Here is a 22,175-nt window from a genome sequence, read left to right on the forward strand (position 1 = left end):
CCAAGGTACGAGTGAATTTTGAGGAGATATTTGCACTCGCGTTGGTAAGGTATTGACGAAAAGACCTACTATTGATTCAACTCCTGGCAATGTTACGGGACGACCAGATACAACAGTACCAAATACTACATCTTTTTCCTTGCTATAGTAACTTAGTAACAAAGCCCAAGCACCAATAAATAGAGTATTTAAAGTTAGATGGTGGTGTTTTGCAAAGGATTTGAGTGCTGTTGTCACAGTTGCAGATAGTTGAATTTGCTGTTGAGCATAGTTGTCTTTTTCACCATAGTTAATACTGCGGTTAATTGCCAAAGAAGTAGGTTTTTTAAACCCTGTCAGTTTTTGTCGCCAAAATGCTTCTGCTGCTGATAAATCCTGCTTTTTCAACCAAGCTATATAATCTCGATAGGAATGACATGGTTGTAATTGCAGACTATTACCTTGGCAAAATGCTTCGTAAAGAGTAAAAAGTTCTTTCAGTAAAATATCAGTACACCAGCCATCTAATATCAGATGGTAAGCAGTCCAAATCAGCTGATAAATGTCTTCATCAATGCGAATCAAAGTTAGTCGCATTAAAGGCGGTTCAGAAAGCTGAAAACCACGCTGACGGTCTAGTTCTAGAAAAGAATTTAATTGTTTTTTCTGCTTATAATTCGAGAAGTTCTGCCAATTATACTGCTCTATTACCAGTTTCACACACCGATATACTACTTGAACTGGTTTATCTAAATTATTTGAAATAAAACCTGTTCTTAAACTGGGGTGTCGTTCTATAATTCGCTGCCAAGCTTTTTCAAAAGCAGAGAAATTCAGTTTTCCTTGTAATGTACATAAAATTTGCTCCAAATACATTCCTGAATTCGGTTCCGCCAGGATGTGAAATAGCATCCCTTGTTGGGTTGGCGAAAGAGTGTAAATGTCTTCAATATCTTCAATTTTCATGTTAGCTGAAAAGCTCGTTTAGTTCTGATTGACTTAATTCGGATTCTGGAAAATCTGAAGGTGTAAAACTAGTTAAATTTTGGGATTGTACTTCTTCGCTATCCGTTGGAGTAAGCAAAGCTGTTTCCGCGATTTTTGCCAATTCAGCAATATTTGGATAATCAAACAGTTGATTAGTCGTCAGTTGCCAACCTAACTGATTTGCTTTAGCGATAATTTGAATGCTCTGAATAGAATCTCCTCCCAACTCGAAGAAATTATCATAAATACCCACCCTTTCAATCCCAAGAACTTGACTCCATATACTTGCTAGTGCTTTTTCAAATGGTGTTGTAGGTTCTATGTAGTTCTCTTCCGTCTGTACATTTTCTTCTTGGAGGAAGAGATTTAATAGTTCACGTTTTTCGGGTGATAGTTGTTCAAGGCGTTCCAAAAAATCACTCATTTTTTGTTTCTCTAGTTTATTCAGGCTGCAAAGTTAATATTTTCTTTTGGGCAAGTATAAGTTGTGCTTCTTCGTCAGAAATTTGTTCCAGCTTTTGTAAAAGATGGGCTATTTTCATCTCGTTCATGAGTTTTTGATTAGGTGCTGGTAAATTCCGACGATCAACTTTGCCATTAGGAGTCAAAGGCAAGGTATCTAAGATGATGAAGATATTAGGTATTTTGTAAGTTGGTAATTTCTGTCTTAAGAAATTTCGTAATTGGCTGGTGCTGGGTGCAATTTCGGATGTTACAACATAAGCTACTAAATATTTTTTTCCTAATTCTTCTCTCGCTAAAACCACCGCATTCTCAATATCTGGGTATTGCTTCAAGACTGTTTCAATCTCTTCTAATTCAATGCGATATCCATTGATTTTGACTTGATAATCGCGGCGACCAATAAATTCGATATTACCGTCAGCAAGGAAGCGCCCTAAATCTCCTGTTTTGTAGAGAATATCACCTTCTTGATCGCTGAATGGATTAGGAATGAATTTTTGGGCGGTTAATTCAGGACGGTTTAAATATCCACTGACTACACCTTCTCCGCTAATATATATTTCTCCGACAACTCCAATAGGTACAGGTTGTAAGTGGATATCTAGCAAATATATTTGGGTGTTAGAAATGGGGCGACCGATGGGAATAGTATGCCTTGATTCATAGTCTTGACAATTGCAGACACTACTCCAGACGGTTGCTTCGGTTGGGCCGTATTCATTGAAAAGTGATCCTTGGGGTAATAGTTGACGATGATGTTTGACTAAGGCGGGCGAACAAGTTTCTCCCGCAACAATCACGGTACGTAGAGAAATTAATTCAGCAGGTTGGATATGGTCTAACAACAATGCGTACAAAGAAGGAACACTTAACCAATGGGAGATTTGGTGTTGTGCGATCGCCTTTCCTAAATGCCAAATATCTCTTTGTCTACCTTCGTTAACTAGTACTAAGGTTCCTCCTTGACACAAAGTCCAGAAAATCACCGCCACCGAACTATCAAAGGCAAATGAAGGAATTAATAAAAAACTGCGAACGGGTTCTGAGTAATAAGCAATTCTGGCACTGGTAGAATGCACCAAGTTTTTATGAGTAACTGGTACTCCTTTCGGTTTACCCGTAGAACCAGAAGTATAAATAATATAGGCTAAATGATTTGGCTCTGTGTAGTTAATAAGCTTATCTTGGCTACTTATGGTTATTAACTCCCAGTCTGTATCCAGGCAAATAACCGTCATTCGCCCTAAATTATTAACTAATGACTTTTGACTAACAACCAATGACACCCCAGCATCTTGCAGTATCAAATTGATATGCTCTTGCGGATAGGCAGGATCTAACGGTACGTATGCGCCGCCAGCTTTGAGAATACCTAATATCCCTACGATCATTTCTAGGGAAGGTTCTACATAGAGTCCTACAGGTACATCATGACTTACCCCTAAATTTTGCAAGTAATGAGCAAGTTGATGAGAACGTTCGTTGAGTTCTTGATAAGTTAACTGCTGATCCCCAAATACTAACGCTGTTGCATTCGGTGTCTGCAATGCCTGATTTACAAACCATTGATGAATGAGTAAGTTTTCGGGATATTCCCTACTTGTATCATTCCACTCCACCAATAACTTATGCTGTTCATTAACAGGAAGTAAACATTGAGACTCATAGCGATCGCTTGGTTGTTGAGACATGGCTGTTAGTGTCTCAAAATAGTAACTACCAATGGCTTCTAGTTGAACTTGATTAATCTTGGTGAGGTCGCATTCTAAATCAAGTTGAATATTATCCGAAAATGGCTCTCGGTTAAACTCGACTCTTAAAGCAAAATGGGTTTCACCAAAACCTTGCGCCCCGACAATTTCTAAACCTGTTAATAATTGAAGGTTCTGAAATATATGGAAGTGAGTATAGTTAAAAACAGTTTCAAATAACTGTTCTCCACGATTAAGCTTTTTCAATTCCGCGTAGGGATAGCGTCTATAAGGTAATAATTCACTTTCTGCTTGAAAAGTTTGTTGTACTAAGTCTATCCATGTTCCTCCATGCAGTTGTAAACGCAATGGCACAGTGTTCAAATGGATACCTAGTGTCTGTTCTCCGTCCTCGGTTTCTAATCTACCGTTCGACTCCAAACCCGTTAATACATCCGTCTCACCACTTAATAAACTCATGACTCTGATATGTGCAGCTAGCAAAACGTGCTTGAGGGGAACCTGCGCTATCTTCGCCAGCTGTTTGAGTCCATCGGACAATTCTGAGGAGATAGGAACATTCAAAACACCAATTTCAGGATTTGAATTGCTAGGACTGTTACGATCCCAACGTGGCAATTGGATTGTGATGCAATCTTTTAGGCTTTGCGTCCAATAGTTACGGCATTCTTCTGACTCTAGCGTTGAACGTTCTAGTGCAACAAAATCTCGGTATGTAATTGTCGGTGCCGAATCAATAGGATATGTCTGGTTGTGAAGTAAAGCCCAATAACGATGTAATAACTCAGTTAGTAATGAAGCAGTACTCCATCCATCTAAAATGCAGTCGTGGAAACTCAAGACGAGATAAAAAGATTCGTCCGTGAGGCGATGAACGAAAAAGCGAATCATTGGTGGACAAGTCCAATCAAAATTTCGCTGTTTCTCGGTTTCTACCCAAGTCTCAATTGCTTGTTTTTGCTGAGTTGGCGATAGAAAGCGTAAATCTTCTACTTGTAGCGGTACACTTACTTGCTCATGGACTAGTTGTAGTGGTTCGCTAAAGTTAATTAAATCAAACGAAGTCCGTAAAATTGGGTGACGATTGACTAGTTGCTGAATTGCTTGTTGCAAAAATTCCACATCAAAACGAACTCGCAACTGGTAGAAGAATATATCATGATACATTGGCGAATCAGGGCTGTATTGAGAATGAAAAATAACTCCCGCCTGGATTCTCGCTAAAGGATAAGCATCTTCTATATCAGATGGTAATTTTTGGCGATCGCTTGTAGCAATCAAACTGAATCTTTCTGTTTTCGGCTTCCATAAAGAACTCGGTTCAGTAATTTTGACTTCCTGCGCCAATTCATAAATTGTTTGATGTTGAAAAAGTTGTTGTAGCGAAAAATTCAAGCCTCTTTCTTGAGATTTGGCTAACACCTGAATACTACGAATAGAATCTCCTCCTAACTCAAAAAAATTATCGTGGATACCTACTCGTTCAATCCTCAGCACCTGTGTCCATATTTGAGCTAATGCTTTTTCTGCTGAGGTAGTCGGAGCAATGTAAGCTGGATCTAGTTCAGGTCTGATGCGATCGGGGTTTGGTAAGGCTCGTTTGTCTACTTTCCCACTCGGCGTTAAAGGTAGACTATCTAACATGACGAAAGCCGCAGGTATCATGTATTCAGGTAACTGATTTTTTAGCCAACGACGCAATTCAGTAATGGTTGGTGCAGGCTGTTGAGAAGAGACGCAATAAGCGATTAATCGGCGATCGCTAAAATTTTCTGATTTATTTTTTTTAATAAATTGGCGCAGTTCCGTAACAGCAGCATCAGGCTGAATGTCACCAACAAACTCAGTTTCTCGCATCAAAACCACAGCTTCCTCAATAGCTGGATGTTGGTGCAATATCGCCTCAATTTCTCCCAATTCAATGCGGAAGCCGCGAACTTTTACTTGTTCGTCAATGCGTCCCAGATACTCAAGTTCGCCATTCGGTAAATAACGTCCTAAGTCTCCAGTTTGATAAAGCCTTATAGAGTAATTTCCAAAGGTGCGATCGCTAAACCTTGCAGCAGTCAGTTCGGGACGATTCAAATAACCCCGCGTCACACCAGCACCACCAACGTAGATTTCTCCAGGTACTCCAACAGGTACGATTTGGCGATGTTTATCTAATATATACACTTGTAAGTCGGGAATTGGACGACCAATTACGCTGTTTGTACGATTGAGATCGGCTTTGCTAAGAGGGTGATAGGTAACGTGTACGGTGGTTTCTGTAATGCCGTACATATTAATTAATTGCGGTAAGCGATTCTCCTCCAAAGACGCTTCGCGAACGCCATGACGGTCAAACCAAGGCTTTAAAGTTTTGATTTCCAAGGCTTCCCCACCAAAAATTACTAGACGCAAGGCAAGTTTCTGCGTAGTTGTACAAGCTTGTTGTTCTAAGCGCATCAACTGACGAAAAGCAGAAGGAGTTTGATTAAGAACTGTTACCTGCTCTTGACAAAGTAAATTATAAAAGGCATCAGGAGAGCGACTAATCAAGTAAGGAAAGATTACCAACCGTCCGCCGTAAAGCAGCGCCCCCCACATTTCCCACACAGAAAAGTCAAAAGCATAAGAATGAAACAGCGTCCACACATCGTCACTGCTAAATTTAAACCACTCGTCAGTTGAGCTAAACAACCGCACAACATGGGAGTGATTCACCAAAACGCCTTTCGGCTGACCAGTGGAGCCGGAAGTATAAATTACATAAGCTAAGTTATCGGCTGTAACTTCCCCGATGGGATTGTGTTCTCTCTGTTGTTTGACTTGCTCTAGGCAGACGATGGAGCCTGTAAAAGTAGGAAGCTTTTCAATTAGCTGCTTCTGCGTTACCAGTATCGTTATATTTGCGTCTTCTAAAATGAATGCCAAACGTTCTTGGGGATAATTCGGATCTAAGGGTACATAAGCTCCCCCAGCTTTGAGAATACCAAGTATACCGACAATCATTTCTAAAGAACGCTCGACGCATAAGCCAACTTTAGTTTCTGGCTTTACACCCAAGCTTTGGAGATAGTGCGCGAGCTGATTTGCCCGTGCGTTGAGTTGCTGGTAAGTCAGCTGTTCATCAACAAAGGTAATTGCTACAGCATCAGGTGTTAGTTCTACTTGGGTTGCAAACAATTTATGCAGACATCGCAGCCCCCTTTCTTCCACCCTTATCAAGGGTGGAGATAATATTTGATGCTGTTCTGCATCTGTCAAAAGTGGTAAATTGGCGATGGGTTGCAGTGGGTTAGCGATCGCCCCAGTGAGTAAGGTCTGAAAATGACCTGCCATGCGGGTAATAGTATCACTATCAAACAAATCAGAGTTATATTGCCAAGCAGCAGTTAGAACTCCATCGATTTCAGCCATCATTAAGGTTAACTCAAACTGCGCTATTTGCTGTTCGAGTCCCAAAGATTCTAACTGTAAATCTCCCAAATTCATGCCTATTCCAGTTTCACCCAGTGCCAAGGCTGCCAATCCTGCTTGCTGTGTGATTTGGGCTTTTTGTAAGACAAACATGACTTGGAATAAAGGCGATCGCCCCGGCTCGCGCATAGGTACTAGCTGTTCTACTATCAGGAAAAAGGGATAATCTTGATGGGCAAAAGCATCCAAAACTGTTTGCTGGACTTGCTCCAAAAAAGTTTCAAAGCTAGGATTGTCAGCGAAATTGGCTCTGAGAACTACCGGATTAACTAAGTAACCGACAACTCCCGCCCAAGCAGCTCGATTTCTACCACTGGTAGGAGAACCGACGAGTATATCTTCTTGTCCTGTGTAGCGGTAAAGCAACGATTGAAAAGCTGCAAGCAGTGTCATGTAGAGGGTAACTTGGCGATCGCGGCTGAAGTCTTTTAGTTTCTGTGTGAGTTCTCCACTAAATTTACAGGTATAAAATGCCCCTCGATAACTTTGCATAGATGGGCGCGGGCGATCGGTGGGCAGATTGAGTACAGGTAATTCCCCTGCTAATTGCTTTTGCCAGTAAGCCCAAAGTCTCTTACCTTCTGAACTTGCTAGCATTTCTGCTTCAGCACGCACGTAGTCAGCATACTGTTTGGTCAAGGGAGGAAGGGTTAGAGGTATACCGTTTTTTTCTGCCTCATACAACCTGCCTAACTCATCCACTAGCACGGTCAAACTCCAGAGGTCTGCCACAATATGATGAACTACTAGCAAAAGAGTATGTTCTTGAGGTGAGCGAATAAATAAACCTACCCTCATTAACGGCCCTTGTTCCAAATCAAAGGGAGAATGGGCTAGTTGAATCAGGCGATCGCTCAAAGATAGCTCATCCCATGCTGATGCATCTTCCTGTCGCCAATCAACTTGTAGCTGTTGATGGACTCGCTGTACAGTTTGCCCTTGATTGGTAATAAAAGTAGTCCGCAGGCAAGGATGGCGATCGGTTAATATTTGAAAAGCTCGATGTAAAGCCTTAATATGCAATTCGCCCCGAATACGCACAGCCCTAGCAATGTTGTAGGCAGGAGTTAGGAGTGCTAGTTGCTGTAAAAAGTACAACGCCTGTTGACCGTGGGAAAGGGGATAATCGGTGACGGCATTAAGCGTAGAACTTTGTAGCGATGGTGGATCGGATTGTAACTGGGCGATTAACTTGATTCCTAGTTGTTCAATACTGACATTTCCCAAAAAACAAGCCATTGGCAAAACCACACCTAAATTAGTTTCAATGGTGTGCTGAAGTTCAATTGCCATCAATGAATCAATTCCCAGACTACCTAAAGATTGCCTTGGATTTACTTGCTTCAGGGATACTTTCATAACCCTGGCGACTTGTTGCTGAAGATAAGACTTCAGTTGTGATTGGCGCTGTGATGGCTCCAATACCAAAATGTCTTCATGACTCAAACCGACTTTACTATCTATTTCATGAATATCTTCTAAAATGCAACTAGCTATTGTTTCCAAAGTTCCTGCCAAAAACCCAGCCCGACAAGCATGGCGTTGAATCTTACCGCTAGAAGTTTTGGGAATATTACCTGGTTTGAGAAGTAACACCGCATAAACTTGCACCTCATGTTCTTCTACCACCGCCTGACGAATAGCTCCTATTACTTCCTCAGTCTCTAAATTTCGTATATAACTGCGCTGTACTTCTTGGGCGATAACTAGCCTCTCTTCGCCATTCACATCAACAGAAAACGCTGCTCCACTTTCTGCTTGTAGTGCTGGGTGGCTCTTGGCTACCGCCCATTCTATGTCTTGTGGGTAATGGTTGCGCCCCCGGATAATTATCAAATCCTTCAGACGACCAGTAATAAAGAGTTCGCCCTCATACAAAAATCCCAAGTCGCCTGTACGCAGAAAAGGCCCTTCTTTTGTATCTTTCAGACAAGCTCGGAATGTATACTCTGTTTGTTCTTTTCGACACCAATACCCCTGAGTCACACTAGCTTCCGCCACCCAAATCTCGCCTACTTCACTAGGTAGACAAGGCGTTAAAGTATCAGGGTTGACAATGACAATCTTTAAATTTGGCAAAGGACGACCACAACCTACCAACGTCCTGACATCAACTTCTTTTGTACTGGCTGGAACGATCTGATTTTGTGCCAATGCTAAGGATTTCACCGACTGTAATACTGGTGGAGCCGCTTTACTACCACCAGAGACAATCAATGTCGTTTCTGCCATCCCATAACAAGGATAAAACGCCTCGCGGCGAAATCCGCATTCAGCAAAGGTGAGAGCAAACTGCTCCAAAGTTTCTTTCCGAATCGGCTCGGCTCCGTTAAAAGCAACTTCCCAACTACTGAGATCCAAAGTGGCTCGTTGTTCAGGCGTAATTTTACGAACACATAAATCATAGGCAAAATTCGGCCCGCCACTGGTTGTGGCTTTATACCGAGAAATTGCTTGTAGCCAACGCCAGGGTTTTTGCAAAAATGCCACAGGAGACATGAGAATGCACGGTATTCCCAAGTACAAAGGCTGGAGCATATTCCCAACCAATCCCATATCATGAAATAGAGGTAGCCAACCGACAAAAACCGTTTCCGTTGTATGCTCCATTGCCAGTTGAATCAGCTTTTGATTATGCAAAAGATTGCCATGACTAACCTTGACTCCCTTCGGTGCTGCTGTAGAACCTGAAGTATATTGCAGCAACGCTAAAGTATCACTGGTAAGATTGGTTTCTTGTTGCCATTTATCTTCTCCCTGACTTGTCATCTGGTCAGTAGCTAGCCATTGCATAGTTGCCAGTTCTGGAAATTGGTTAAACTGACGCTTGATGTCAGCCAAAAGGTTTGTAGTTGTTAAGACAATAGTTGCCTGTGCATCTGCAATGATGGCTTGTAATCTAGGCATGGAACGGTTTGAGCGTGGCGGATAAGCAGGAACCGCTATAACTCCGGCATAAAGGCATCCAAAAAATGCAGTGATGAATTCTAAACCTGGTGGGTAGAGCAACAATGCCCTTTCTCCTCTATTTGCACAGGTTTGGAGTAAGGTAGCAATAAGCCGAGCTTGCCAATCTAATTCTCCATAAGTTAAATAAGAACCCTCCACTTCCCCATCCACAAGAAAAGTATATGCCTGCTGTTGGGGTTGCTTGCTTGCTCTCCACTGAAGCAGTTCAACCAAAGTGGAAAATTCAACTGGTAACTTGAAAAAGCTTTTGCTCATTTGGAAACCTTCTCAATTGTGCGTTCAAGGTCATCAATCACTTCAAATTCAGGCGTTGCACTGTTAAACGACTAGAAAACACATTTTTAACCATCTCAGAAATTTTATCTAATAGCTTTGAGAAGGGAATTTATATCAAAAATGGAAGATAAATTCCTTTTTCCCTCTTGAAGAATACCTAATCGAACTGGGAGGTTTTTGAACGTAGATGCGCCTTCTTCGGCTTGCCGCAGGCTACCACAAAGAACACAAAGAAAAAATAGGTAATTTTGTAGTGGGAAGGGAGTAATAAATATTTAAGAACCAAGGATATATTGGAAGTGAAATAATTATTCTTTTTCCCAAAGAATTTTTTCTTGTGCCTTATTGTGAGGGCGAAAAACAGTAAAAAATCAGATGAAAGCCAAAAATGTCAGAATTTACTATTTTTATGACTATTAATTACTTTCCTTCAAAATCTTTCATTTTGAGGATAAATTTTCCCACATGATATCGAAAATCTTCTCAGCAATCCTCAACTATCAACATATTACATACTTCTCCTTATTATACAAGTAGTAATAACTTATTGCTATTTATTTTTGCATATTCATTCTTATAATTTATGTAATTAATACTGAATTAACAATCATTAGCTTCAGTTAATTATTCTTATTTTTAAAATTCGTAAATATTTAATACATATTTTCAAGAAAATGAAAATATTTCAAACTTTTTATTTGAAATACAGGCAAGTTTGACGGACAGTCTTTTGACATAAATAGCTGCTTCACCCAAGATCAATAATACTTTCTAAAACTCGAAGATTATAGATATATCGATTTAAAGCTAGGCTTCCACGGGCAGTTTACCCACAAGACCACAACATTAGATTAGCAACGAAAAGTGTATTTCTCTCTGCCTTCTGCCACGCCAGTCGCCCCAAGTCGGGGAACCCGCCCACGGCGCTGGCTCCTCTGCCTTATTTTCAAGCAGGAGCTTGACTTTTTTTACCACCTTGGTATTGTAAGAATGATTATCGTTATACTTATTCAGCAGTACTTCAACAAAATACTTTTGGCGTCAGAAACCCTAGTAGTTCTACAAGCGAACTTTAGTTGGGTTTTGTGAACCCAGCGAAGTTAGATCGGTTTGTTGCTTTCCCATGCTGCACTAGCAGAGATTGGAGTTATTTATGTTGAAACGCAAGTAATACCTTCACGTTGTTGTGGTATCCAATGGGGTATGGAGGAAAATTTTGAAACAAAGACAGTTTGTTTATTGGGGAATTGTAGGAGTTATTTGTCTGTTAGGAACTCAGCCTGTAAAAGCACAGACAGAAGAAAAGTTGGCTAAAGAAGCTACTTCCAGCACTGAGATCCTCCAACTTAGTGAGTTTCAAATTCCTTATACCAGTGTGAAAGACTGGCTTGCACAAAGTGAAGTCATACAAGTAACAGGAGTGCGCCTTTCCTCAACAGATGGTGGTTTGGAAATCATCCTAGAAACTTCTGCATCTAACAACCTACAAACTACAACCAAACGTGAGGGGAATAACTTTATTGCAGATATTCCTAACACTCAACTACGTCTACCAACAGGCGACTCCTTCCGTCAAGACAAGCCAGTTGCCGGAATTTCAGAAGTAACGGTTACGAACCTAGATGCCAATACTATCCGGGTAACGGTGACAGGTGAAGCAGGTGCGCCAAAAGTTGAACTGTTTGACAGCGATGAAGGTTTAGTTTTCGGGATTACACCAGCCATATCTCCTACACCCCAACAGCTGCCACCACAGACACCTGAAACAGAAAAACAGCCTAGTAGCGAAACAGCACCAGAACAGCCATCTGCTCAAGACGATCAACCCATTGAACTAGTAGTTACAGGTACACAAGACGGTGAATACAACGTACAAATTGCTCCCAGTTCTACAAAAATTGATGCACCTCTACGCGACATTCCCCAATCTATTCAAGTTGTCCCTCAACAGGTGCTAGAAGACAGACAAGTAACACGTTTAGATGAATTCACAGATAACGTCAGTGGTGTGCAAAGGATATTCGGCTTTGGCACAGCATCCGGCTACAATATTCGCGGTTTGTTCGCAGGGTATGAAAACCTCCGCAATGGCTTCCGGGATCAAGGTAATCCTCGTGATATTGCCAACGTTGAGCGAGTAGAAGTGCTTAAAGGCCCATCATCAGTTCTTTATGGTGGTGGTAGCGCTTTTTCTCTCAGTGGATTAGTAAACACAGTCACCAAAAAGCCGCTTGAAAATCCCTTTTATCAAGGCCAGTTGACGATTGGCAGTTTCGATTTTTACCGTCCAAGTATTGATATCACCGGGCCATTGTTAAGCGATCGCTCTGCTTTGTACCGCTTAAATGCCGCCTATGAAAATGCCAACAGTTATCGTGATTTTGTCTCTAGCGAAAACTTTTTCATAGCTCCCGTTTTGACTTTGCAAATTAGTCCGCGCACAACTTTCACCACCGAATTTGAATATCTCGACTACAGTTATATTTTTGATAAAGGATTGCCGTTAGATCCTGTATCTTTACGGCTTCCAGTTAACAGGTTTATTGGAGAACCCAATCTCGATCCGACTACGGGAAATGTTGCCTCCATTAGTGGTAACTTTGAACATCAGTTTAGTGAAAACTGGAAATTTAGACAGGGGTTAAATGCAACTATTAATAATACTGAGGTTGGTAACGCTCGGATATATTCAATATCTCTACAAGAGGATGGTCGCACACTAGATCGCACATCTTCACGGGGAGCGCAAAAAACAGAAAATTACACCTCACAAACCGAAATTTCGGGAAAATTTCATACAGGTTCTTTACGCCATAATTTTTTATTTGGTGTAGAATTAGCCAGATTCAAATATGGCTATGATGTTTTTGAAGCTCCTTTAGCTCCTATTGATATTTTTAACCCAGTTTATGGTGCAAGACCAGGAGAATTCAGCCTTAGTTTTGCGGGGGAACAAGGCGGAGATAATATTGGTTTTTATGTCCAAGATTTAATAGAGATTTTGCCTAATCTCAAGATTTTAGCAGGTGGTAGATTTGATGTGGTTGACTCTTTCTTTAAAGACCGTCCAACCAATACAGTAGTAAATGAGCAAACAGACAGCAGATTTTCGCCACGAGTTGGCATAGTCTATCAACCGAGTCAGTCTACATCTGTTTATTTCAATTGGACTAACGCTTTCGTTCCTCAAATATTTAGTAGAAGTCGGACAGGTGAACAATTCAAACCAGAAATTGGCGAACAGTTTGAGGTAGGAATTAAGCAAGATTTTTTTGACAATCGTGTGTCAGCAACTCTGGCATTGTATCAAATAAATCGTAAGAATGTTTTGACACCAGATCCAGTTGATACTAATTTCAGCATCCAAACGGGTGAACAAAGAAGCCGTGGGATTGAATTAGATATTGGTGGAGAAATATTACCAGGTTGGAAGATTATCGCTACCTATGCTTATACAGACGTTGTTGTCACCGAAGATAATAACCTAGATCTGATTGGCGATCGCACAGCAGGTGTACCTGAACATAGCGCTAGCTTGTGGACTACTTATGAAATTCAAAACGGTAATTTGCAAGGATTAGGTTTTGGTTTGGGATTAGTATATGCAGGAGAACGTGAAGTATCTTTACCCAATACATTCACAGTTCCCTCATACTTGAGAACTGACGCATCTATTTTTTATCGTCGGAGCAATTACAGAATTGGTCTAAATGTCAAAAATCTCTTTGACGTTAAATATTACGAAGTAGATGGTTTTAGTCTTCTCCCCGCAGCACCATTGACGGTGTTGGGTACAGTTGCAGTGGAGTTTTAGTCATGGCAAAAATTGTATTTTGCATTTGGCGATTGCAAGGCGAATTTTATGGCACTTTGAAATTGGCTAAAACTCTAAAATCTCTTGGTCATGAAGTGCTTTATTTGGGGATACCAGATTCTGAAGAAAATGCTCAAAATCATGGTTTTACTTTTCTACCTATTCTCGAAAGATGGTTCCCAAAAGGTTTTATACGAAAGGTGAATAATAAACATCTTAAAGCTAGTGGGCTTAAGCTCATCTTAGAGCAAATCAAATATATCAAGTATTTTAAGTCTATGATTAATTCTTTCCTAACAGGAGAGAACCGCGAAGTACATACTTTACTCAAACAAACTCGTCCCGATTTACTTTTGATTAGTACATCTTCACCTCTGTTCTCAACGTTACTGGCTTTAATAGCTTATGAATGCCAAGTTACAACTATTTATTTAACGGATATGTTTACGGCATTACCACCACCTAATTCAACCCCACAAGTAAAATTTTCTCCTCAGTACTGGATACAACAACTTAAAATAGCACTCAGTTGGTTAATTGGTATCGATGTAAATATTAAAACTATTATCAAGAAAATTTCTATCAAGAGTAAAGTTCCTCTGGAATTGCTAGATTTTCAGCAGGTGATTCCTTTGAAATTACCACATTTATTTTTATGTCCTGAAGAATTAGATTTTCCTGGAACTGTAAGACCAGGATGTTATTATGCAGAAGCTTCTATAGATTTAGAAAGACAACAACCTGATTTTAATTGGTCAAAAATCAAGAAAGATAAAGCTCTAATTTATTGTGCTTTAGGAACTACAGTAGGAGCGGTAGAAACTTTAACTGTAGCTAAAGCTAAACAATTTATTCAGAGCGTCATCGATAGTATATCTAAAAAACCTAAATATCAATTAGTGGTTTCGGTGAGCGATTACCTTAGTATTGACGATTTTACTTTTATTTCTGATGATGTCATCATAGTTAATAAAGCACCGCAATTAGCACTTTTGGAACGAGCTTATTTAGCAATCATAGCTGGAGGAATACATACTATTAAAGAATGTATATTTTCAGGAACACCAATGATTGTGTTTCCTATTTGTGCCGATCAACCAGAAAATGCCAAGAGGATTCAATATCATGGATTAGGATTGGTGGATGATATTCAAGATTTAACAGTCCAGAAAATAACTAATTTCATTGAAACAATAGAAAATAATTCTTCATTGCAGCAGCGAGTGGAAACCTGGGGCAATAAATTTAGGAAAATAGAAAACTCTGGACTATCTATAAAATTTATTTCAGAAATTTTAGCTAATACAAAATAAAATAACTAAATTTTAGTTTGATTTGTGCTAATTTTTAATTTTGACTATCCTCAGCCAGCTTGATTTGCGATTCCACCACATCTGACTTCCTGTTCTAAGATAAAACCAAAAGCTTGAGAATGCTGCCATGACGACTCATCTGCCCCGTCAGCCCCATTCAAAAACTCATGACTTGCCGCCCCTGGAAAATGGCGATCGCCTGACTCGCCCTGAATTTGAGCGGCGGTATGCGGCTGCACCCCACATCAAAAAAGCAGAACTGATCGAAGGAATCGTTTATGTGGCATCTCCCTTACGCTTTCAACAACATGCAGAACCCCATAGTCGTCTACACGGATGGCTCTGGACGTATCAAATTGTCACACCAGGGCTACGTCTGGGCATTGAGCCAACAATTCGCCTTGATTTGGATAACGAACCCCAACCAGACATTGTGCTGATTTTAGATGAAGCAGTAGGAGGGCAAGCTAGAACAACGGACGATGGCTATCTCGAAGGAGTCCCGGAATTGATAGTTGAAATTGCCGCTAGTAGTGCCTCAATTGATACAGGTAGCAAGAAGCAAGCTTATCGCCGTAATGGGGTATTGGAATATATTGTTTGGCGATTGTTTGGAAATCAACTGGATTGGTTTGGTTTGGTAGAAGGAGAGTATCAAGCACTCCTAGCTGATGGGGATGGCATCATTCGCTCCCAAGTATTTCCAGGCTTGTGGTTGGCGCTAGAGGCATTATTAAATAATCAGATGGCGCGGGTATTAGAGGTGTTGCAGCTGGGATTAAGTTCGCCTGAACATGGGGAATTTGTGGAGCAATTGGGGAAGAAATGGCAAGACTAGTACCTCTTTTTTGGAAGTCAAAAATCAAAAGTTAAATGTAATTAGGTTTTCAAGTTCATAAGTGTGTTTAGGAGAGTTTATGGTTACTAAATTTGTAAAAAATAAAAATCAAGATTTATCTTTATTTGAGTAACATCGCTCATAAATTTCTAAACTATTTACAGTAGTTGAAAGTTTATTAATTTGCCAGGATATTTGGGATTAAAACTGATGCCAATAATCAAAATACCAAAACATTATCTTGTATCTCAGGATGAAGATTCAATTACGGTAGATGTACCAGAGTCAATGCTGTTAAATTGGCAAAGAGATTACAAAAAAATCACTAAAGCCAAAGGGATTTTAAAGGATAAAAAAGAAGCAATTCTTACTCATTTAAACACTCTTCGTCAGGAGTGGGATGAATGAGATATCTTTACGATACAAATATTTTTATCTACTATCTTGCTGGTGAGACAAGAGTTGATTCATTGTTTGCAGAAGATTTTTTGAATTTACATGAAATTTTAATGTCGCCAATAGTCCGCATTGAATTGGTGAGTTTCCCCGGCTTATCAGAGGATGAAGAGCAGTCGATAGAGGATTTACTATCACAGTTTAGCTCGGTTCCATTATCACGAGAAATTGAAGACCAGACAATCCAGTTAAAACGACAACATAAAATAAAGCTCCCCGATGCAATTATTGCGGCAACTACACTAAATCAAGATGCATTTTTAGTTACAAGAAATGTTAGTGATTTTAAGGGAATTGCTAGACTCAAAGTTGAAAATCCGTTTTCAGATTAGGGAAAACTAAACACAACTTACCACAATTGTATAGAAAAATTTTTGTAAATAAAGATTGATCTACAGTATTTTCGCAGTTTGACCTCATAAAAATATCGTGATTTTAAATCTATCCAAAATTTGTATATTTAATTGGTTATGGGTAATGTTGTCAGTACAATTATTAGCTGCTTGTAACCACGTTTCCCCAAGTCCACCTGCTGCTAAAGTCGGCAATGAATTCAAAGATGAAATCGTGCTGGCTTTTTCATGGGAAGATTTTGATGACAAGGGATTTGACCCGACTATGGGATGGAATTATTACGGCCCTCCATTGTTTCAAAGTACGCTGCTACGCCGTAATGAAAATCTAGAACTGGTTAATGACCTTGCCCAAAACTACACCTTTAGTAACGATAGAAAAATCTGGACATTCAAAATCCGTCCAGATGTCCGTTTCTCGGATGGTCAACCTCTGAGTGCAGAAGATGTTGCCTACACATTTAACCAAACTAAAGAAAGTGGCGGATTAATAGATTTGTCTGTGTTAGACAAAGCAGTTGTCAAAGGAAATTACGAAGTTGAATTACACCTCAAACAGCCTCAGATTACCTTTATCAATCAAATAGCCAGCTTGGGAATTGTACCAAAACACGCCCATAACAAAAACTACTTCCGCAATCCGATTGGTTCTGGCCCCTATCGCTTAGTGCAATGGAATCCTGGTGAGCAGATTATTGCTGAAGCCAACCCTTACTACTACGGAACGCCAGCAAATATTAAACGGTTGGTGATTGTTTTAACTCTCGAAGATGCAACCTTCGCGGCTGCGAAGGCGGGTAGAGTTGATGTGGCGCGTATTCCACCATCGCTAGCAATTCAGCAGATTCCTGGGATGAATTTATACGCCCACAGAAGCGATGGTCATGCAGGGTTGATGCTTCCTTATATCCCCAATACAGGCAAGAAAACATCTCAAGGATACCCTATCGGCAATGACGTAACCGCAGATCCAGCAATTCGTCAAGCCATTAACTATGCAATCAATCGACAGGTGTTAGTTGATGCTATTCTCGAAGGCTATGGTTCTCCTGCCTATACTCCGGTCAGTGGTATGCCTTGGGAAGAAGCTAAAGCTAAAATCCAAGATGCCGATACTAATAAAGCTAAACAGATTCTTGCCGCAGCTGGCTGGGAAGATAATAACGGCGATGGTATTTTAGCAAAACAAGGATTGAAAGCTGAATTTAGCATTCTCTACCCCGCTAAAGATAGCATCCGCCAAGGGCTAGCTTTAGCTGTAGCTCAAATGCTTAAACCAATTGGCATTCAGGTCAATGTGGAAGGCAGAAGTTGGAAAGAAATTGAACGCCGATTGCATAGTGATGTAGTTGTCTATGTACTAGGTACTTACGATCCACTCATCTTGTACAATCTGTACCATAGTTCGGTCGCCCAAGGAAACTGGCAAAATCCTGGTTACTATGCTAACCCCACCGTTGACCAAAATTTTGACAAAGGTATGACAGCAGCCTCAGAGACAGAAGCAAGATTATTTTGGCAAAAGATACAGTGGGACGGTCAAACTGGAATCACTACCAAAGGCGATGCTGCATCTACTTGGCTAGTTAGTCCCGATCAAACTTACTTTGTGAATAGCTGTTTAGACCTTGGCAAACAAAAGCAGATAACTCACAACTACACAGGTTCAATATTAGCCAACGTTACATCTTGGAAGTGGAATTGCGATTGACCTATGAAGCATATCTGGCGACTCTTACTGCAAAAATTCCTACACTTTCTGCTGCTACTAATAGCACTGTCAGTCATCAGTTTTGTCCTGGTAAGTTTATCTCCTGTCGATCCAGTAGATGCTTATATTGGGGCTGATGTGATGCGTGTGGGTGCAGAACAACGAGAATTAATTGCCCAACGTTGGGGACTAGATCAACCCATGACCACACGTTTTTTTCTTTGGCTAGGACAACTACTGCAAGGTAATTTAGGAACTTCCATGACCTACAACCAAACGGTGTCTGAAGTGATAGCCGAACGTTTTGAGGCATCATTAGCACTGATGGGATTGGCGTGGTTATTTTCAGGTGCGTTCGGTGTATTGCTGGGTATTGTGGCAGGAGCCAAGGAAGGGTCTTTAGTAGATCGGATAATTCGGATTTATGCTTATACTTTGGCATCGGCTCCCGCTTTTTGGATAGCCCTACTATTGTTAATTATTTTTTCGGTGACACTGCAAGTCACCCCGATATGCTGTGCAACGCCGCCCGGTATTTTAGCGGCTGATGTGACATTATGGCAAAAGCTACATCATTTATTACTGCCTGCCCTAACCCTGAGTGTGATTGGCATTGCTAATATCGCCCTCCACACCCGCGAAAAGCTCATTGAAATTCTGCATAGTAACTATGCTTTATTTGCCTATGCCCAAGGTGAAACCACTACTGGGGTAGTTATACATCACGGTTTGCGTAACGTTGCTTTACCAGCAATTACCTTGCAATTTGCCAGTTTGGGCGAATTGTTTGGTGGTTCTGTACTTGCCGAAAAAGTATTTAACTATCCTGGTTTGGGTGATGCTACCGTACAGGCAGCACTGCGAAGCGATGTCCCTTTGTTATTGGGCATTGTTTTCTTTAGTGCCACCTTTGTCTTTATAGGCAACACTTTAGCTGACCTCAGTTACCAGATTATCGATCCCCGTATCCGTTTTGGAAAATCTGCATGACAAAGCCTGCGATCGCCATCCCCACTTTACCAAATCATCCTCCCACTAAGCCCAAAGGCTTGGTATATCTGGGTAATCGCCGTAGCCGCACCCTGGCGATCGCCCTTTTATGTTTTGTAATTTTTAGCGCTCTGTTATTAGGAGCGCAGTTAGTTGGTACAGAAGGTTTAGAAATTGCCTTACAAAATCACAACCAACCACCCTCACTGGCTCATCCTTTCGGTACTGATTGGTTAGGCAGAGATATGTTTGCCCGCACCCTCCACGGCTTAAGTTTAAGCTTGTGGGTGGGTTTGTTGACAGCTATTTGTAGTGCAGCGATCGGCTTAGTATTGGGAACAGTATCAGCAACGATGAACAGTAAAGTTGATGCAGTAATCACATGGCTGATTGATGTGTTCTTAAGTTTACCTCATCTTGTGCTAATTATTCTGATTGCCTTTGCAGTTGGTGGCGGTGTTTCAGGCTTGTTGATTTCCATCAGTGTCACTCACTGGATGGGTTTAGCTCGACTTTTAAGGGCTGAGGTACTGCAAATTAAAAACTCAGACTACGTACAGCTTTCCTATAAACTAGGACATTCTTCCCTTTGGATCGCTCGTCATCATCTGTTGCCTCATTTGATACCTCAGTTCATGGTGGGACTGGTATTGCTATTTCCCCATGTGATTTTACACGAAGCCGGTCTAACCTTCTTGGGACTGGGTTTACCACCAGAAATTCCTGCCATTGGCGTGATTTTAAGTGAGGCTATGCGTTATCTGTCGGCTGGTTACTGGTGGCTAGGAGTTTTACCAGGAGTGGCTTTGCTAATGGCTGTTAAGCTGTTTGATATTTTGGGTGCTAGTTTGCGATCGCTACTTGACCCGAAAACAAGCCAGGAATAACACTACAAGGAGCGTTCAGAATGCTTTGTGTACAAAATCTGAGTGTCACCTTTACAATGTATGACCAGGGTTTTACTCAAAAACAAACTACTGCGATCGCTGATTTGGATTTACATGTTAATGCTGGTGAAGTTGTAGCTGTTGTTGGTTCTAGTGGCTCTGGTAAAAGCCTTTTGGCACACGCAATTCTCGGTATTCTACCCAAAAATGCCCAGGTGACAGGTAAGATAACTTACAACAATGAATATCTTACTTATAAACGTCAAGTCGAATTGCGGGGAAAAGAAATAGTACTAATTCCGCAATCAGTTAGTTATCTCGATCCCTTAATGAGTGTGGGTAGGCAACTAAATCGGATTGCACGTCTGAGGGGATTATCGACAAATGCAGTTCAAAAGATAGTTGACCAAGTTTTAGCGCGTTACAAACTTGCGCCCTCAGTCAAGCAGCTGTTTCCGTTTCAGCTCTCAGGCGGGATGGCTAGGCGAATTTTAGTAGCAATGGCTGTGATTGGGCAAGCTAATTTAGTCATTGCTGATGAACCAACTCCAGGGTTGCATCCAGAGGTGCTAGTGGAAACCCTCAATCACCTCCGGGAACTTGCTGACGAGGGTAAAGGTGTATTGTTAATTACCCACGAACTAGAAGCCGCATTACAAATAGCAGATAAAGTCGCTGTTTTTTATGCAGGCACAACTGTGGAGATAGCTGCTAAAAGTGATTTCAGCCATGAAGGTAAAGGATTGCGTCATCCCTATACTCAGGCACTCTGGCGCTCTTTGCCTCAAAACGAATTTATTCCTGTGTCTGGTACACAACCACATCCCGATGTTCTTCCCCTTGGTTGCTTGTTTGCTGAACGATGTCCAATAGCTACTACAGATTGTTTAACTCATCGTCCGCCCTTACGGGAAGTCTGCAATGGTTTAGTGAGGTGCATTCATGCTTAAAGGCGAAAATTTGTCTTTCCGCTATCGTCAAAACCAACCTTGGATACTGCGGGACTTTAGTATAGAAATACATTCTGGCGAAATCGTGGGTTTGAGTGGAACCAGCGGTTTGGGAAAAACAACTCTAGGTAAAATCCTGACAGGATATCTCCAACCTGTAAAAGGCTCTGTCAGTATAAATGATCAGCCTTTACCGATGCAGGGTTATTGTCCAGTGCAAATGATTTTTCAGAATCCTGAGTTGGTTATGAATCCTCGTTGGCGAATTAACAAAATTTTAAAAGAAGGGCAAATGCCTTCTGGAGAATTACTCCAAGCTTTAAATATTAATCAGAACTGGCTGAATCGCTGGCCTCATGAATTGAGTGGAGGTGAACTTCAGCGAGTTGCTGTGGCTCGTTCATTAGGAAGACATACTCGGTACTTAATCGCTGACGAGATGACGGCAATGCTAGATGCCAATACTCAAGCTTTGATTTGGGGGGCTGTCATTGATTACGCCCGTAAAACTGAAATAGGCATTTTGGTTATCAGTCATGACTTCTGGCTGCTCAAGCGTTTATGCGATCGTATGATTGACCTGAGCGATGGAAACTATTGTATCTCGCCTCGATCTGACACAAATTTTTTGTGATGTCGATGATTTCTGTGCCTCATGGGAGGCCTTGTGGCAAGAAGTACCACAGTTACCGTCGATGTCTGGTGAACGTAGATGTCGTTCCAAAATGTATCTAAGTGAGGTGATGACTATAGCGAGAGTGCTTCGCACACGCTGCGCGAACGCTTTTCATGGGTCAGGGTATCGCACATTCAAAGAATTCTATACACTGCAAGCCGTTGCATAATTGAAGTATGAATTCAAGCGATCGCTATGCAATGTCCAAAGTGTGGGTCAAGGCATAACCGCAGAAATGGGAAGAAGGGTAGTAAACAAAATTACATCTGTGTTCCGTGTGCCCGTCAGTTTATAGATTCTTATAATCAACGAGGATACTCAGAAGAAATTAAACGT

13 protein-coding genes are annotated in these 22,175 nt (G+C 41.0%); 10 read left to right on the plus strand and 3 right to left on the minus strand.

The window, feature by feature from the left end; translation table 11 throughout:
* The 3 genes from U2718_RS21230 to U2718_RS21240 form a co-directional block, all read right to left on the minus strand.
* Positions 1-945: condensation domain-containing protein (locus U2718_RS21230; protein ID WP_411813341.1), on the minus strand; the 945-nt coding region annotated here is incomplete at its 3' end.
* Between the two features lies 1 nt (position 946).
* Positions 947-1,390, minus strand: coding sequence for a phosphopantetheine-binding protein (locus U2718_RS21235; RefSeq protein ID WP_342002296.1), 444 nt, complete (start codon positions 1,388-1,390; stop codon positions 947-949).
* Positions 1,391-1,406: 16 nt separating this feature from the next.
* Positions 1,407-9,830, minus strand: coding sequence for an amino acid adenylation domain-containing protein (locus U2718_RS21240; protein WP_342002297.1), 8,424 nt, complete (start codon positions 9,828-9,830; stop codon positions 1,407-1,409).
* A 1,237-nt stretch (positions 9,831-11,067) separates the two neighbouring features.
* Here U2718_RS21240 and U2718_RS21245 point away from each other — a divergent pair.
* The 10 genes from U2718_RS21245 (at position 11,068) to U2718_RS21290 (ending at position 21,797) form a co-directional block, all read left to right on the plus strand.
* The gene (locus U2718_RS21245; RefSeq protein ID WP_342002298.1) at positions 11,068-13,665 is read left to right on the plus strand and encodes a TonB-dependent siderophore receptor; all 2,598 of its coding nucleotides are present in this window, start codon (positions 11,068-11,070) and stop codon (positions 13,663-13,665) included.
* Between the two features lie 2 nt (positions 13,666-13,667).
* Positions 13,668-14,978, plus strand: coding sequence for a glycosyltransferase (locus U2718_RS21250; protein ID WP_342002299.1), 1,311 nt, complete (start codon positions 13,668-13,670; stop codon positions 14,976-14,978).
* Between the two features lie 127 nt (positions 14,979-15,105).
* On the plus strand, positions 15,106-15,816 hold the full coding sequence (locus U2718_RS21255; protein WP_342002300.1) for a Uma2 family endonuclease: 711 nt from the start codon (positions 15,106-15,108) through the stop codon (positions 15,814-15,816).
* Between the two features lie 210 nt (positions 15,817-16,026).
* The gene (locus tag U2718_RS21260; protein ID WP_342002301.1) at positions 16,027-16,224 is read left to right on the plus strand and encodes a hypothetical protein; all 198 of its coding nucleotides are present in this window, start codon (positions 16,027-16,029) and stop codon (positions 16,222-16,224) included.
* Complete coding sequence (locus U2718_RS21265) at positions 16,221-16,604, plus strand: type II toxin-antitoxin system VapC family toxin (protein WP_342002302.1); 384 nt, start codon at positions 16,221-16,223, stop codon at positions 16,602-16,604. The genes U2718_RS21260 and U2718_RS21265 overlap by 4 nt, the downstream gene beginning before the upstream one ends.
* Positions 16,605-16,749: 145 nt before the next feature.
* Positions 16,750-18,336 carry an ABC transporter substrate-binding protein gene (locus U2718_RS21270; protein ID WP_342002303.1) on the plus strand — a complete coding sequence of 529 codons (1,587 nt, stop codon included), beginning with the start codon at positions 16,750-16,752 and terminating at the stop codon, positions 18,334-18,336.
* 3 nt (positions 18,337-18,339) lie between these two features.
* Entirely contained in the window at positions 18,340-19,326 is a 987-nt protein-coding gene (locus U2718_RS21275) for an ABC transporter permease (protein WP_342002304.1), read from the plus strand.
* A complete protein-coding gene (locus U2718_RS21280) occupies positions 19,323-20,213 on the plus strand; it encodes an ABC transporter permease (RefSeq protein ID WP_342002305.1) in 891 nt (296 codons plus the stop codon). The genes U2718_RS21275 and U2718_RS21280 overlap by 4 nt, the downstream gene beginning before the upstream one ends.
* Positions 20,214-20,233: 20 nt before the next feature.
* Positions 20,234-21,163 carry an ABC transporter ATP-binding protein gene (locus U2718_RS21285; protein WP_342002306.1) on the plus strand — a complete coding sequence of 310 codons (930 nt, stop codon included), beginning with the start codon at positions 20,234-20,236 and terminating at the stop codon, positions 21,161-21,163.
* Entirely contained in the window at positions 21,156-21,797 is a 642-nt protein-coding gene (locus U2718_RS21290) for an ABC transporter ATP-binding protein (RefSeq protein ID WP_342002307.1), read from the plus strand. Before U2718_RS21285 ends, U2718_RS21290 begins: the two co-directional genes overlap by 8 nt.
* Positions 21,798-22,175: the final 378 nt, after the last annotated feature.

Source organism: Chlorogloeopsis sp. ULAP02 (assembly GCF_038404745.2).
Classification (GTDB): Bacteria; Cyanobacteriota; Cyanobacteriia; order Cyanobacteriales; family Nostocaceae; genus Chlorogloeopsis.